Genomic DNA, 16878 nt, shown 5'->3' on the forward strand with positions numbered 1-16878 from the left:
CTATTGCAGATTATCGGCTACCCTTTGGTCCGTTTTCATATGAAGCTTCTCCACCAAGAAATTTCCTAGGTTGCGACCTTGTATTAACCCTACTTCTACCGCCGCACGGTAGTGGATGCCCCCGTACATTCTGCTAATGGCCGCTTCTTCTGCGGCTTCATGAAAGGAATTGAAGCTTCTGACGGGCAAGCCATAAGGTACTTCGGTATCATCCTCAAAACTAAACCCATCTCCAAAAATACTGGTAAGTGCTGTGGAAGCGGCACCGGATACAACTGAATGTCCACTTGTGTATTCTGGAAAAGGAGGGGTCTGTAATACAGGCTTCCATTCATCATCTATATGCTGATTGATCAATGTTTCTGGTCTTATCAGGTTACTACGGTACTTTTCGTCCCAACAACTAATAAAACCATCTGCTATGGCCATGGAAGTTTTGGTATAGGCGAAAAGCGTCTTGTCAAAATCACTATTGGTTTTTCTAGCGGCAATTTTGGTAATACCGATCCAATGCGCTCCAGGAGTGATTTTTTTGGTTGCAAACATGAGGTGGCCACGGGTAACACTTACATAAGGGTTACAATCCCAAAATTTGGCTATTGCTATTTCATCGGATTCATCACCTTCTTCCTCAATTTTTTTACCAACATCGTAGACCTCTTTAAGCTCCATATAAAAATCGGAATTTGTTTCCATGGAAAAAGAAGGAGGGGGCAAGGGCTTAAACTGGGCGGCAGAATCAATTACAAAAGGCCTAATTTTACTCCAATGGGGCTCAATTCCGTCCATATAGGCGGGTGGTGTTGGTTGCCATCTAGAGGGATTGTCCGCATCCACTGTAAATTTGGGCATGGTACGGGTCTGTGGATAATTGTCTTTGTTCATCCATTCCCCTATATGGTCAGCTACTAAAAGACCGTAGTCCTTAGAGCTTTTAAAAACAGTGGGGTTTTTACCCTCCCATACACCGTATAAACTATCACGAAGGGCTTCCATTCGGTCTTCTGAAAAAATGAGTCGCTTACTTAATTCCATATGCGCCACCAAAGCGGAAAGATCGTAATTTATGGCCGATATGGTATCTGGCTTCGGTATTGGGGTCAAATCCGTAATCTGACCTACTAGGGAATGATAGTTTTCGTTGCCCAAAGCGACAATTTCATAAGCGGCAATATTGGGATAGGCAAAAATTCTACTGGCCACCGGTGGCGAAAAAATATCATGAATCATAATTTCCGTTACCTTATCTACAGAGGCATGTAAATCTTCGGCGCTTATCTCAATAGGCTCAACAGGTTTTGTTTCCTCTTGGCACGAGATAAAGGTTATTGTCATTGTAAGTAGTAACAATAGTTTTTTCATTTACCGTGTAAATTTTGTAGTTATTGCTCCTTTAAAATGAGCAGTTTAGACCTTTTTATAGTTTAAACTAATTGGTTGAACACTTGGATAGGCAAAAGTACATTATTTTACTTTTTCAACAAGTTTAAGGTGCCTCTCAATAAACATCCTAAATTATTTGTCATTCAAAATGGCTAGATATGAAGGCAGCAAATATTTCTACGGGGGCCTGATTTAGAATTACCCTATATTATGCGGCCATAATTGAATAGTTATCAAATAATCCGATATATTTACCCCTCTTAATCAACTCTTACTACTTTAATGATTGGAATTCTCTCTTTTTTAGGTTTTACAATTTTGGTTGCCGTTATAGCATATGTGGCAACCCGTTCTACGGACGAAAAATCATCTGACGGTTATTTTTTAGGCGGAAGAAGTTTAACGGCGGGTGTGATCGCGGGATCGTTACTTTTGACCAATCTCTCTACAGAGCAAATAGTAGGTCTGAATGGTAGTGCCTACAAGGATGGCCTATCGGTCATGGCTTGGGAAACCTTGGCGGCAATGGCCATGGTGGTTACGGCCATTTATTTATTGCCGAGATATCTAAAAGGAGGATTGACCACCGTGCCCCAGTTTTTGGCATCGAGGTTTGATACTTCTACTAAAACCATTACTTCCGTACTGTTTTTAACAGGTTATGTGGTAGTGCTTTTACCTGTAATTCTATATTCTGGGTCGGTGGCAATAAGCGGTATGTTCAATGTGCCAGGCCTTTTGAATGTTTCAGATGGTACTGCATTGGTCATTTGTATTTGGGGTATTGGTATTATCGGTTCCATATATGCTGTTTTTGGTGGACTAAAGGCGGTGGCGGTATCGGACAGTATCAATGCCGTAGGATTGATTATCGGGGGGATTTTAATCCCAGTATTCGGTTTGATGGCTATTGGCGATGGAAGTGTATTTAATGGGTTGGATATTTTAATGGAGGCCAATCCTGAGCGATTTGATTCTACCGGGGAACCCGGTCAGGAGGTACCTTTTTCTACCATTTTTACGGGAATGATGCTGGTGCAGTTGTTCTATTGGGGTACCAATCAGCAGATTATTCAAAGGGCATTGGGTGCCAAGAATTTGGCAGAGGGCCAAAAAGGACTTTTGCTTGCTGCATTTTTAAAAATATTAGGGCCCTTAATTTTAGTGTTGCCAGGGATGATTGCCTATCATTATTTTAATGGAGGGTTGGAATCCAGTGATTTGGCATATCCAGAACTGGTTAGGGCAGTTTTGCCAAAACCTATGGTTGGATTCTTTGCCGCCGTTTTGTTCGGAGCAATTTTGAGTTCTTTTAATAGTGTGCTCAATAGTTCTGTAACCTTATTTGGTATTGATATTTATAAACAACACATTAATCCCAGTGCACCTGAACAAACCATTGTAAAATACGGGAAAATTTTTGGAGTCTGTTTGGCATTGGCAGCAATGTTCATAGCCCCTTTAATTGCAGATGCCGGAAGTTTGTTCAATTACCTTCAAAAAATCAATGGCATATACAGCATTCCCATATTTACGATTATTGCAATAGGGTATTTAACTAAAAGAGTGCCTGCTATTGCCGCTAAAATAGGAATTGTTTCCGGTTCTGTTCTGTATATAATCAGTGAGTTTTTGGTTAGTCCGAATCTAAGGGAGAAGGCGGTAGAGACTGCCAAGGCTTCCGGTGTTACCGATCCGGATGCCCTTAGGCTCATTGAGGCAGATGCCTACCCTCACTATTTGCATGTTATGGCCATTCTATTTGTTGCCAATATGATTATAATGTTGATTATCGGGAGGTTTTTCCCAAGGGAGAAACCATTTGAACTTGAATATACCAAGCAGGTATCCATTGAGCCCTTTAAATATGTAAAACAAGTAGGCTTACTTATTAGTTTGATTGTTATTGGTATCTACATTTATTTTGCGAAATAGAGGAAAAAGGAAATTATCGATATAAGAAAGCCCCGCAATTGCGGGGCTTTTCTATATAGTTAAAGTGAAAACTAGATGTTCTGGCTTATAATGTTCTCGAACAACTCTTGTTTACCACTCTGTAATTCCAATTCGCCATTTTCAAGGGCAATATCGTATAAGTCCTTGAAGGAAAGTTTACCTTCTTCAAAGTCTTTGCCTTTACCGGAATCAAAGGAGCTGTATCTTTTGGTTCTCATTTCATCGTAGGGAGAGGATGTGATAATTTTATCGGCCGTAACTAAAGCTCTTGCAAAAATATCCATTCCCCCAATATGGGCATGGAACACGTCTTCCAAATCCGTTGAGTTCCTTCTGATTTTAGCATCAAAATTGATACCGCCGCCCTGTAGACCACCAGCTTTTAAGAAAGTGATCATAGCTTCGGTAACTTCGGTAATGTTATTTGGGAATTGGTCTGTATCCCATCCGTTTTGATAATCGCCCCGGTTGGCATCCAAACTACCTAACATACCGTGAGCTGCGGCTACTTCCATTTCATGCTGCATGGTGTGATTGGCCAAGGTAGCGTGATTGAATTCCAGATTTAGTTTAAAATCATCTTGTAGGCCGTGTTCATTCAGAAAACCAACTACGGTAGCTGAATCAAAATCATACTGATGTTTCATAGGCTCCATAGGCTTGGGTTCGATAAAGAAATTACCTTTGAACCCTTGACTTCTTGCATAATCACGTGCCATACCCAAAAATCTGCCCATATGGTCCAATTCTCTTTTGATATCGGTATTCAATAAGGACATGTAGCCTTCACGACCACCCCAGAATACATAATTTTCACCACCAAGTTCTATCGTAGCGTCCAACGCCAACTTTATTTGTCCCCCGGCTCTTGCCAAAACGTTGAAATCAGGATTGGTAGAGGCTCCGTTCATGTATCTTGGATTGGAAAAACAGTTGGCCGTACCCCAAAGCAATTTTACACCCGAGTCTTTTTGCTTTTCTTTAAGGTAGTCTACAATGGTAGCTAATCTTTTTTCTGATTCGGCGAAGGTGTCGGCCTCTTGAATTAAATCGAAATCATGAAAACAGAAGTAATCCACTCCCATTTTGGTGATAAATTCAAAAGCGGCATCCGCTTTAGCTTTTGCAGCTTCTACAGGGTCGCTAGGTGTGTCCCAAGGAAAATTTTGGGTTCCAGGTCCAAATGGGTCAGAGCCCTGCCCACAGAAAGTGTGCCAATAGGCTATGGCGAATTTAAAATGCTCGCTCATAGTTTTACCGGCAACCACTTGGTCTGGGTTATACCATTTATAGGCAAGCGGATTGTCCGATTCCTTGCCTTCAAATTTAATTTCTCCTATTCCTTTAAAGTATTCCTTATCTCCTAATAATGCCATTTTTTAATGTTTAAAAGTTGAAGTTGTTCTTCTTAGAGTTTATAATTGATTTTAGTTTTAAATTTTTGGGGCTGGAAGCCTAACTGTTTTGCAACATAGTTTCCAGTTCTTTTTTCCATTTTTGATACGCTTCTTTATAAGCGGATGCATCGTCTGAAGGTCTGAATTTCATGACGAAATCGTTATCGATAATGCGTTTGCCAAAAGTCTCAAAATCGCCTTTATGGAGTTCACAAGCACGGGCAGCACCAATGGCCCCGGTGGTGTTGTAAATTTCTATTTCTTGCCCAATGAGGGTAGAAATAGTGTTCGAAAAAATATCGGCACGGAACAAATTGTCATTACCGGCTCTTACCACCTGAGGCTCAATGCCATCAGATTTCATGATTTCCATTCCGTATACGAATGAAAATGCAATACCTTCCAAAGCGGCCCTGCATAAATGGGCCTTGGTGTGATTGTTAAGATTGATATTGGCCATTTTGGTACCCAAGGTTTTGTTGTTGAGTACACGTTCCGCACCATTGCCAAATGGGTGAATGGTTACGCCGTCTGAACCAATTGGAACACTTTCCGCCAGTTCATTCATCTCTTGGTAAGATTCCACATCAAGATTGTTCATTAACCAACGGTACATGATTCCCGCACCGTTGATACAGGCCATTTTTCCAATTCTGGTATTATCGGTCGTATAATTTACGTGGGCAAAATTGTTGACCCTGGCACTTTCTTTAACGGAAAGGCTATCCGTAATAGCATACATGACTCCCGAAGTACCACCGGTAGCGGCTACTTCACCTGGGTTAAACACATTTAAAGACAGCGCATTGTTGGGCTGGTCTCCCGCTCTATACAAAATGGGCGTACCTTCTGCCAAACCGGATTCTTGGCTCCCTTGAGCGGATACCTTACCCTGATTGGTAAAGGTGCCTACCAATTCCGGTACCAAATCTTTCGCAAAGCCGTAGTGTTCCATCAACCAATCTGCCGTGCCGTTGTTTTTGAAATCCCAAAAAATTCCTTCTGAGAGTCCAGAAATTGTGGTTTTTACATCATTACTTAATTTGTAAGCAATATAATCGCCCGGAAGCATGAACTTATCGATTTTGGCGTATAGTTCCGGTTCATTCTCCTTTACCCATTTTAATTTAGAGGCCGTAAAATTGGCAGGGGAGTTCAAAAGATTTTCGGCACATTTATCATTGCCCAATTCGTCAAAAGCTTTTTGACCAATAGAAACGGCCCTACTGTCACACCAAATAATGGAATTTCTAAGAGGTTCCCCTTCTTTATCTATGACTACCAACCCGTGCATTTGGTAAGAAATACCTATTCCCGAAATATCTTTAGGGTCAATGGCATTCTCGTTAATAAGCCTTTTTGTGGCCGTGCACACATGCTGCCACCAGTCATTGGGGTGTTGTTCCGCCCATCCGTTTTTAAGGGCGATCATTCCCATTTCAACGGAGGGTTCGTTAATTACTGAAACAGATTTCCCCGTTGCAGTTTCAATCAAAGCAGCCTTTATGGAAGAGCTGCCAATATCATATCCTATGGAATACATGGTTAAATTTTAGCAGGTGGTAAGATATTGCTTTAGCTACTTTGTTACAAGAAAGAGATGTGTTAAATGCTGTAAAATATGTTGCAAAAATGTATCAATTTTGTGCTAGTCTTGGAGCATCATACAAGATCTTGTCCAAAAGTGAACCAAATGTGGTTTGTGTCTTTAAAAAACGCTATTGAATAAGATAGGCTTTGTCATTATTGGAAATCACTAAAAACTGCCCGTTATCAAGTTTAATAATTCTCCGTGAATTTAAATCATGTGGCAAGTTTAGCTTTTGATGATCTACAAATTTTCCGTTTTCAAGTTTTAAAGAACCACCAGAATTGGCAGTGCTTTGTCCCATTTCATTTGTATAATCTTTAAAATTACCAACGTAACGAATCATTTTGTCATCAATCTGGATGTCTTCTATACTGCTCATTTGAGCAGGCACTGGAAGTGCTTGACCTAAAAAGCCTTCTTCTTTGTTCCAATAAACCATGGATCTGAGTTCACTAATTTTTTTAATTTCTAGAATATCCTCTTCTTTTTTTTCAAATAAATCTGTAATACCGGTTGTTCTGGAGAAGTCTGAGTAACTTAAGAATTTCTTTTTCAAGGTGGGCAGTTGTCCTGTAAGTTGGTCTTTGGAGGCAAATGGAACATACTTACCAAAAAAATCATAGTAGATAATAGGGTCTGCTTGTCCGTTATCATCAAAATCATCTAAATAGAGTTTTACCGGACGGTCTTTGGAAGCTTTCCATTTAAAGTTCATGCCTGCATTCCCAGCTACAATATCCACTCTGCCATCTGAATCTAAATCAGTTAGAGCAACCGAATTCCACATGCCTTGAGTGTCTTCTAAACCAAATTCCTTTGTTTTATTTAAAAAACTTGAATCTCCTTGGTTAATAAGTACGGTAATAGGCATATAGTCGCCAACAATAACTAAATCTACATGTCCGTCATCGTTTATATCCGCCCATTTACTATCGGTGACCATCCCTAATCTACCTTTTTGAGCCATCATAAATTCTCCCTTACCGTTGTTAGTGAGCATATAGCTAAAAGGGGAAAGGCCATAACCACCTGGAATTGAACGGTTGCCAATAAACAGATCGTCATATCCATCACCATTAAAATCAATGGAAGATACACTACCCCCATTGGTTCTGATCAATGTAGTTTCTAACCGTGTAAAATTGGCTTTACCATCATTGACGTAAATTCGATCCTCCAATTGAGGGTCTTCTTCAAATTTATCATTACCCCCGCTCATGACATACAAATCTAGGTCGCCATCATTTTCAAGGTCAAAGGCGGTGGCGGATACATCTTCATAGATAATATCCTTACTCAAAACACTTTCTTTTCGTGTTAGATATTCGCCATCTTTTTGTTGTATGAAGAGCTGTGAGGATTGGTATTTGGCACCGCCAATAAAAATATCGTTTAGACCGTCTCCATTAAAATCTGCTTGAACCACCGCTGGTCCTTCAGAGGATAGTTTTTCAGGCATTAAAGGCTCCCGTTCATAATCAAGAAAGTTGTTCTCTATATGTACATATGGGAAAGTAGTGTATTGATGTTCGGTTTCTATTGGATAGCTATATTCTTCCAAATCCTTTTTACGAACAATTTTAGTCAAGGTGTTGGCTTTTATAGATTTTTCAACCTGTAATTTGCCATCGGGCCAGCGAATACTTAGGGAATCTACTTGCTCCATATCACCTAATCCAAAATGTAATTTGTGGGTTGAGGAGGATTGAAAACCCTTGGTTGTCGTTAACTCTTTGTAGAAAGTTTTCTCACCAACATGGACATAAATTTTTGAGCCAGTTTTTGGTTCGTGTATTTCATTGCCCTCTAAGGATACGGTCAAATAGTTATGGTCATGTTCTATAATATTCTCAAGTATAAAGGCCTCTTCATTGATATTGTTGATAATTAGGTCTAAGTCGCCATCGTTATCAAGGTCACTATAAGCGGCTCCATTTGAATATGAAGCATTTGGCGTTGCACCTTCTAGTCTATCATACGTTAAATTTCCTTGATTCAAGAAAAACACATTTTTAAGTTGTACTGTGGGCATCTCTTCAATGAGTTTTCTTTTTGCTTCGTTCTGTTGATTTTGGTTAAAATTGGCGAAATCTGTACTGCTGAGGTAATTGATATAATCCAAGTCATTAGGGCGTTTATAAATGCCGTTGGTTATATAAATGTCATTTCGGCTATCATTATTAAAATCCTGTAAAAGTACACTCCAACTCCAATCTGTAGCGTAAGTGTTTGTTTGCAACGAGATATCTTTGAAGTGGTCTGAGTTATTAAGTTGAAAAGTGTTTCTAGCGTACTGGGGCCCGTACCCAAAATTGTCCTTAATTTTTTTCACTTTGTCTGAATCCTCGCCGCCTGATTTCATAAAAATTTCAGAATCAAAGGGCATCATGTCCAAAGTAAAAATATCCGGTAGTCTATCCCCGTTCATATCTGCTATATCAACACCCATGGTGAACCTAGCGGTATGGTCCAATAATATTTCTCCTTTTTCCTTGAATGTTTTATCTCCTTGGTTGATATAAACATAATCGTTCTCGTGAAAATCGTTCCCCACGTAAATATCAACAAGTCCATCTAAATTGATATCCGAAGTAATTAAAGCCAATCCGTACCCCAAAGCGCTGCTATAGATACCAGATTGATCGGTAACATCAACGAAATTTAGACTTCCGGAATCTAGTTGATTTTCAAATAAACGGTCTCCGGAAATGGAATCTTTAGAAGCCCTTTGTGTAATGTTCCCATAACTTCTAGGGGTGTGAATGGAGTGGTTCATGAGATACACATCCATATCTCCATCATTGTCATAATCAAAAAAGGAGGCTTGTGTTGAAAGACCGGAAAAACCCAGCCCTAAATCTCTTGCCTTTTCAGTAAAGGTATTATCCCCATTATTTATGTACAAAAGGTTTTGCGCCCTAAGGTTTTTGTACTTTCCTACTTTACAAACATAAATATCCAAGTAACCATCATTATTTATATCTTCCATCGTAACCCCGGTAGACCAAGTTGAGTCCATCATAAGGCCGGCAGATTGAGTAATGTCCTTGAACTTTAAATTTCCCTGGTTTAAATATAATTTATCTATGGATTGGTTGGCACCAAAATATATGTCGTCCAATCCATCATTGTTAATGTCGCCAACAGCTACGCCACCTCCGTTATAGTAATATAAATATTCTATAATATTTAGGTCATCTGAATAGTGGAGGTCATTTGAAAATTTAATTCCACTACTATCTGAGTCTATCTGCTTAAAGAACTCTGACATTTCCCTAACTTCCTGCGTATTTTGCTGTGAACAGGAGACCAGGGCCCAAATCAATAAAACAGGAAGAAAACGTTTATATCCCATCTTTAAAACTTAAATATGCCCAGTGAGTCATTATTTCTGGTGGCAATTATTGTATTTTGAGTGATAAATAAATCCCTAATTTCACCGTTTAGATGGAAACCATTTCCATCAGGGTGGGCTTTGAAGTTCATAGTTCCCATATTTTCTAAATAAGTACCATAGCTGGCATCATACCTGCCCATTTCAGGCTTCACCCCAAAAAGGTTACCTCCAAGAATTAAATCCATATCACCATCTGAATCAAAATCATGGGCTGAAATAGCATAGGTAGTACTGTATTGAGCTTCAATTGGTAATTCTTGAACCTTAAATTTATTTTTACCTTCATTTATAATTATGATGGATGCGAAGGTGTTGGCTTGAACAATAGTTGTGCCCGCTAATTCTTCTGGAGAAAAAATAGTGGTAATATCGGCATTTTTAAATGATTCATAGCTTGGAAATTTTTTGGTAAGCTTTTTTATTTGTGCGGTTAAATCATGCCGTAAGGCGTAGGGGTAATCTTTACCATTATCTGCCTTAAAGGCTAGAATTGGGTCTGTAAAGCCATTACCATCAAAATCATTGGAATATAGTGTGACCGGTTTTTCTGATGTAGCCTTAAATCTACTATTGAGACCTAAATTACCCACAATAAAATCTTGGTCACCATCTCCATCTAAATCTGCTTTTTCAATAGTATTCCACCAGCCACGAAGTTTTTTTAAGTCAGGGTTGTCTAAGGGAGTGAATTTTCCATTATTGTTTTCAAGTATTTCAATAGGCATAAACTCTCCAACAACTATCAAATCCTGGTCTCCATCCTGATCAAAATCCTCAAAAACGGCATCTGTAATCATGCCAATGTTTTGAAGGTAGGGGGCAATTTCAGCGGTGATATCCGTAAACTGCCCGTTACCGTCATTTTTTAAGATGAATCCGGAACAAGCGGTCCCATATTTAAGAGGAACAACCCGCTCGCCTACAAATAAATCCAAGTCACCATCAGCATCTATATCTGCGGCCTCAACCGTAGAAGTGCTATGGACACCGATCTTTGTAGGTAGTCTTTGATCAGAAAGAGTAAAATTACCCTGACCATCATTAAAATATAATCTATCCATAAAAGAAGGGGAGCTTTGTGAGAATTCAATTCCTCCGCTACAGACGTATAAATCCAAGTCCCCATCGTTATCCGCATCAAAGAAAATGCTACCTGCATCTTCTGAGCCCTTATTTTTTTCAAAGCCTGGTTGATTTTTGTTTTCAAAACCCTCTTTTGTGCCCATTAGAATTGTAGGTAAGTATCCCTTTGAGCCCCCGATAAAAAGGTCTTTAATACCATCACTATTTACATCGCCCATGCTTCCTTTGGGACCCTCGGTACTGCACATATGTGAAAGCAATCGTTCCCTGTCAAAATCACTGAATCTATTCTCTTCATGGAGATAGTCAATAGTGTTGTTTTGTATTGCGAAAATTTTCTTTTGATTTCCAGAAATACGGTCCTCAAGGGTGGCATTCTTTTCGAATAAAGTGTATGTGGAGTCTACGGCAATGTTAGATAAGTTGGTAATTTTACCTGAAGGCCAAGTTATTTTTGCATCAATTAGATCATTGTTCTTCAAACCAATGTTCGGTCGTATATCTATGCTTGATTGAAAGCCTCTTACTGGTTGGTTTTCAACAATGATTTTTAGGTTTTTAATTTCTATTTTAGAACCGATTGCAAAAGTATTTTTTCCTTCTCCTTTCAAATCAAATTTAATATAGTGCCCTGCTTGTTGTTCATGGGTATTATTGCGGTAAACGAATGATTCCATATTGAGATTGTTGACCACTAAATCCAAGTCACCATCATTATCAAGGTCGCCATATGCAGCACCATTGGAAAAACTTTCGGTCTGAAGCCCCGATGCCTTATAATCCTCAAAACTTAGATTTCCCTTATTTCTATAAGCATGGTTTTTAAGGGGATTGCTAGGAATGATTTCAATGAGTTTGGAATAATTGACTGTATCATTTGCTATCATGGACCTAAGAATTTCTTCACTTGAAATATATTGTAAATAGTCCTGGTCTGTAAGATCTTTATAAGCTCCATTGGCTATAAATAGATCTTTGAGACCATCGTTATCCATATCAAAGATAAGGGCTCCCCAACTCCAATCCGAAGCCTCTACACCACTAAGGCGGCCAACTTCACTAAAGGAATTATTGGAGTTGTTAAGTTGAAGGGTATTTCTAGTAAACTGATGGTAATATCCCGTGCTCAACTTAAGTTGATATTTGTTCCAATCTTCAAAGGTAGTAACGCTTTTAAGTCTTTGGTAGTCAGATGGAAGCATTTCTGTGATAAAAATATCATTGAATCCGTCATTGTTGATATCTGCCATATCTGCCCCCATTGAAGCTCCACTAGTAGCCGTAATCTGCTCTTCTAGTGATTCTTTAAAAGTTCCGTTCTGCTGGTTGATATATAGATAATCTCGCTCAAAAAAGTCATTTGAGACATAAATATCCTCCCAACCATCGTTATTTACATCTCCTACAGTCACTCCCAGGCCAAACCCTATGACGCTTCCATAAATTCCTGCTTTTTCACTAACGTCATAGAATTTACCATCTTGGTTTTCCATAAGTTTGTCCCCTCCCAGTTTATCTCTTTTATTTCTTTCATTGAGTTTGAGGTCAAAGCCACCAATAGCTTTGTATGAATTGTTTAATATATAGGCGTCTAAGTCACCATCCTTATCGTAATCAAAAAAAGAAGCATGGGTAGAAAAGCCTTTGTCATCTAGGTTGTATTCCGCAGCAGCTTCCGTAAAGGTTAAGTCTCCATTATTGATGAAAAGCTCATTTTGTTTGTTTTCCCCTTTTAAATCTCCGGAATTACAAACATAAATATCAAGCAAGCCATCTGCGTTAATATCTACCATCGCCACCCCAGTAGACCACGGTTTATTACCCATAGTGCCACTAGATTCGCTAATATCCTTAAAATTAAAATTCCCTTGGTTAAGGTAAAGTCTATTACCTTCTTGATTTGCGGTAAAATAGATATCCTGAAGTCCATCATTGTTGATGTCTCCTATAGCAACACCCCCGCCATTGTAATAGTTGCGATAGGTGTATACATTGAAAGCATTGTCATAAGATAGGGTGTTGGTAAAATCAATTCCTGTTTCGTTAGCTTTTAAAAGGCTAAAAACCAATCCTTTTTCTTGATTGGTTTCTGTCTTTGTTTCATGACAAGAGCCTGTTATAAGGCAAATAAAGAGGATTATTAAAAATCTGTGCATATTTTTATTCTCTATAATGTCTTAAATCATCAATTCTGGCCTTTACAATTCTTGGGTCGTCTAGGGGTTTGATGATAATACGTCTATTTCCATCAATCTTAATCAATGATTCAACGGTGTCCTTTGGAAGGGTGATCGCCCTAAAATCATTGCCGGGATACCATTTAGTCAATGAGTCTTTTACAGAATGAACCAACTGATCTGATTGTAAGTCTTTGTTCCACAATGACCATGCGGTATGATAAAATTGAAAGTTCATTCCGGTCATTAAATTTCCATTATCAAAAATACCATAGAACAACATGTTAACAGCATCTTTTAAGTTCTGATTATTCTTTAATGGTAATTTGTACTCTACAAATTTGTTATTGGGGCCTTGTTTAATGATTCCTTTTTTATTGAGTTTCCAGCAAGTTTCAAAAAACTCCTTTTTAGTTTGGCCCAATTTAAGATTAAAAACCAACGAGTCATGAATCACACCACTTGCAAGTTCTTGTTCAGCCCATTCCTTATATTCTGATTTAGGTGAGGAACAACAAAATGAAGTTAAGATTAAAACGACTAATAAAAATCTAGTAATCTTTGTTAAATCGATAGAATTTGGTACTGTCATTGTTTATGGTTGCAATTAGGATGTTTTCATTGTTTTTTTTAGTGAAATCCAAAGATCGTATTTGACCTGGGATGTATAAGGGAATAACTTTCCTTTTTTCAATCGGAATATTTTTATTTCCTATTATGCCCCAGCCGGATGAAGCATCGTATCTGCCAAATTGTGGCTTCACAATGTATTGGTTTCCACCAAAGAAAAGTTCATCTATTCCATCTTCATTGACGTCTTTTGAAATGATGGAGTAAATAGGGGAATACTGTAATTCAGCAGGTAATATTTTAACTGAAAATTTTCCATTTTCATTAATAAGAACTACACTTTCAATGATGTCAAGATTCAACTGAAAGCTTTCAGATATTATGTTTTCATCAAAAAGGGTTGTCATATCGGCCGTGGCGTAATCTTTATAATATAAAAGCTTTTTTTTCAAAGATGGAATTTGGGCAATTAATTCGTCCTTGTCAACAATGGGATAATAGTTGCCATTTTTGGAATTGCAAACTATTTGTTCTTTAAATCCATTTTGGTCAAAATCATTTATATACATTCTCATACCGGGTTGCATATAGGTATTCAATCCTAAATTACCCGCTATAATGTCTTTATCACCATCTCCATCTACATCAGTAGTAAAAATAGAAGTCCACAAGCCACTCAAATCCTTGAGGCCTAATTTTTCAGAAGCATCTAAAAGTTTTCCATCATTATTGGCAAAGGCTTTGATGGGCATCCATTCCCCAATAACTATCAGTTCTTCTTTTTGGTCGTTGTCAATATCTACCCATGTAGCACTGGTAATCATGCCTAGGTCTTTCAATTCTTGCCGCAAAGCGAAATTTCCGGAGCCATCATTTTCAAAAATAAAACCGGAACCTGGCAATCCATAGGTGTTGGTTTGGTATCGTTCACCTATGAAAAGATCTAAATCACCATCTAAATCAATATCATTTGAAATTACGACTGAGGAGCTAATACTTTTAGGAAAGTTTAGGGCCTTATTTACCTTTTCAAAAGAGCCATTTACATTTTTGTAAAAAGTGTCATGCAAGTCTGGGGAGTAGGGGGAGAATGCTCTTCCGCCATGCGCTACATACAAATCTAAATCACCATCATTATCAGCATCAAAGAAGATGGCATCGGAGTCTTCAGAATTAGTTTCATTTACAAAAGGTTCGATTACTTCTTTATGGCCGCTTTGTGAAGAGATATACAAACGCCCATTTTGACCTTTTGCTCCTCCAACAAAATAATCATCTATTCCATCTTGGTTGATATCTTGCTTGGCAAAGGCTGGTCCCTCATTGCTATAGGCTTGAGTTAAAAGCCTTTCATTATTGAAATCTGTATATCTATTTTCTTGATGTCTAAAATGAAAAAGATGCTCTGAGGGGGTTAAAAATCTTGATTTTTTTCCGATGTTTTCTGCCTGGGGTTCTGCTGTGTCCTCCGGATGGTTGATGGTATGGGTTTTATTGGTTTCTAAATGACTAAGTTTTTGAAGGGTGCCATCTGGCCATTCAATAATAAGGGTATCCACCGTTTTAGCCTTTCCAATTCCAAAATGGATTTTAGAGGAAACACTGCTCTGAAATCCTCTGGATACAAAATTCTCTGCCATGGCTTTTGTGCCATTATTTTGCAACAGCTTTATTTTTGCACCAATGGCATTTCTGTTCCCTTTTTTTTGGAGAAGTTGAAGTTGCAAGCTTCTGTTTTTTGTAGTGTCCGTTTGGTTTTCATACACAAATGATGGCATATTTACATTGTTCAAAACCAGGTCTAAATCTCCATCATTATCTAAATCTGCATAGGCACTACCATTGCTAAAGGAAGGAGAATCAAGGCCCCAGTCTTTGGCCTTGTTCTCAAATTTAAAACTCCCTACGTTTTTAAACGTACCATTTGCCACTGCTTGTGAGGGCATGCCGTCAATAAGTTTTGTGATTACGTTTTTCTCTTTTTGGTTTAATTTATTTCGGATGGTTTCGTCATTTGCCTCAAAATTGAGGTAGTCTCGGTCCAAAAGATCCTTGTAGATTCCATTACTTATAAAAATGTCACGTAGACCATCATTATCCATATCAAATAAAAGAGCGGCCCAACTCCATTCCGTTGCTGAAATTTGAGCTTGCCGCCCAATTTCCGAAAATGATGAACCTCCCAGGTTTCTTTGAAGTACATTTCTTGGGTATTGATAAAAATATCCCTTGCTTACGGCCATTTCATGTTTGTCCCAAGATTCAAAAACTGTTTTGGTTTTCTTTCGTTCATCTGTTTCGGGTAGCATTTCCGTTACGATCAAGTCCGGAAGTAAATCATTATTAAGGTCTGCAAGGTCCGCGCCCATAGAGCCCATGGAAATGGAGCTAAAATAGCTTTCAAGGTCTTCTTTAAATTTTCCGTTTCCAAGATTAATATAGAGGTAGTCTCTCTCAAAAAAATCATTGGAAATAAAAACATCTGTCCAGCTGTCGTCATTAAAATCCCCGAGGGTTATCCCAAGGCCAAAACCAATTGCACTTGAAAAAATACCAACATCCTGCGTGGCGTCTACAAATGTTCCTCCCTCGTTTTTAAGAAATTTATTTCCATTACCCTGCTCATCAGGGATTAATCTCTGATCTTTAATGAGATCAAAACCACCAATAGATTTTAATGAATTGTTGAGAATATAAGCGTCCAGGTCGCCGTCTTTGTCGTAATCAAAAAAAGCGGCGTGGACCGAAAGTCCCATTATGTCCAATCCGTACTTCTTTGACTCTTCAGTAAAAGTTAGGTCTCCATTATTAATAAATAACTCATTATGTCTATTGCTTCCTTCTGGTTTTCCGGATTTACAAACATATAAATCTAAAAAACCATCGTTATTAATATCTGCAAAGGTGGCACCAGTGGACCAAACATTAGGGCAGCTTACGCCTGCCGAAAGAGCGATTTCCTCAAATTTCCAATTTCCTTTGTTTAAATAGAGTTTATTGTCCACCATATTCCCAGTAAAGTAGATGTCTTCTAAGCCATCATTATTTACATCCCCAATGGCAATACCTCCGCCGTTATAAAAATTTCTATATAAGTAAGGGTTAAAAGTTTCAGTGTATGTTAGATTGTTTTCAAAATTTATTCCGGTTTCGGAAGGTTTTTTAAGTGTAAAAAGTGAGGTTGCTTTGGAGTTTTCGGAAACCTCTGGAGTACAGGAAAAAGCGAGAATCCCAAAAATTAAAAAGTAAAACCTCATCATATTTTGTTTTTGCATAAAAAAAGGGTTGTTCCTTGGAACAACCCTTGCAATTTATAAAACCATT

Annotated in this window: 8 protein-coding genes; 1 reads left to right on the forward strand and 7 read right to left on the reverse strand. The window is 38.4% G+C overall.

Features of this window, described 5'->3' with window-relative positions:
- Complete coding sequence (locus IL355_RS05070) at positions 1–1362, reverse strand: vanadium-dependent haloperoxidase (protein WP_192461072.1); 1362 nt, start codon at positions 1360–1362, stop codon at positions 1–3.
- 303 nt (positions 1363–1665) lie between these two features.
- Here IL355_RS05070 and IL355_RS05075 point away from each other — a divergent pair, with 303 nt between their 5' ends.
- Positions 1666–3318, forward strand: a complete 1653-nt coding sequence (locus tag IL355_RS05075) for a solute:sodium symporter family transporter (protein WP_192461073.1) — start codon at positions 1666–1668, stop codon at positions 3316–3318.
- 71 nt (positions 3319–3389) lie between these two features.
- On the opposite strand, the gene xylA is transcribed toward IL355_RS05075, so the two are convergent.
- From xylA to IL355_RS05105, 6 genes are all read right to left on the reverse strand, one after another.
- On the reverse strand, positions 3390–4715 hold the full coding sequence (gene xylA, locus IL355_RS05080; RefSeq protein ID WP_192461074.1) for a xylose isomerase: 1326 nt from the start codon (positions 4713–4715) through the stop codon (positions 3390–3392).
- A 79-nt stretch (positions 4716–4794) separates the two neighbouring features.
- Complete coding sequence (locus IL355_RS05085) at positions 4795–6279, reverse strand: xylulokinase (protein ID WP_192461075.1); 1485 nt, start codon at positions 6277–6279, stop codon at positions 4795–4797.
- Between the two features lie 175 nt (positions 6280–6454).
- Positions 6455–9682 carry a VCBS repeat-containing protein gene (locus IL355_RS05090; RefSeq protein WP_192461076.1) on the reverse strand — a complete coding sequence of 1076 codons (3228 nt, stop codon included), beginning with the start codon at positions 9680–9682 and terminating at the stop codon, positions 6455–6457.
- A 2-nt stretch (positions 9683–9684) separates the two neighbouring features.
- Positions 9685–12963, reverse strand: coding sequence for a VCBS repeat-containing protein (locus IL355_RS05095; protein ID WP_192461077.1), 3279 nt, complete (start codon positions 12961–12963; stop codon positions 9685–9687).
- 4 nt (positions 12964–12967) lie between these two features.
- Positions 12968–13576 carry a hypothetical protein gene (locus IL355_RS05100; RefSeq protein WP_192461078.1) on the reverse strand — a complete coding sequence of 203 codons (609 nt, stop codon included), beginning with the start codon at positions 13574–13576 and terminating at the stop codon, positions 12968–12970.
- On the reverse strand, positions 13536–16829 hold the full coding sequence (locus IL355_RS05105) for a VCBS repeat-containing protein (protein ID WP_225621114.1): 3294 nt from the start codon (positions 16827–16829) through the stop codon (positions 13536–13538). Before IL355_RS05105 ends, IL355_RS05100 begins: the two co-directional genes overlap by 41 nt.
- Positions 16830–16878 lie beyond the last annotated feature (49 nt).

It is taken from the genome of Euzebyella saccharophila (assembly GCF_014855495.1).
Lineage (GTDB): Bacteria > Bacteroidota > Bacteroidia > Flavobacteriales > Flavobacteriaceae > Euzebyella > Euzebyella saccharophila.

Coding starts and splice junctions, on each gene's coding strand:
- IL355_RS05070 (WP_192461072.1), bottom strand. CDS start 1,362: ATGAAAAAACTATTGTTACTACTTACAATGACAATAACCTTTATCTCG.
- xylA (WP_192461074.1), bottom strand. CDS start 4,715: ATGGCATTATTAGGAGATAAGGAATACTTTAAAGGAATAGGAGAAATT.
- IL355_RS05090 (WP_192461076.1), bottom strand. CDS start 9,682: ATGGGATATAAACGTTTTCTTCCTGTTTTATTGATTTGGGCCCTGGTC.
- IL355_RS05075 (WP_192461073.1), top strand. CDS start 1,666: ATGATTGGAATTCTCTCTTTTTTAGGTTTTACAATTTTGGTTGCCGTT.
- IL355_RS05095 (WP_192461077.1), bottom strand. CDS start 12,963: ATGCACAGATTTTTAATAATCCTCTTTATTTGCCTTATAACAGGCTCT.
- IL355_RS05085 (WP_192461075.1), bottom strand. CDS start 6,279: ATGTATTCCATAGGATATGATATTGGCAGCTCTTCCATAAAGGCTGCT.
- IL355_RS05105 (WP_225621114.1), bottom strand. CDS start 16,829: ATGCAAAAACAAAATATGATGAGGTTTTACTTTTTAATTTTTGGGATT.
- IL355_RS05100 (WP_192461078.1), bottom strand. CDS start 13,576: ATGACAGTACCAAATTCTATCGATTTAACAAAGATTACTAGATTTTTA.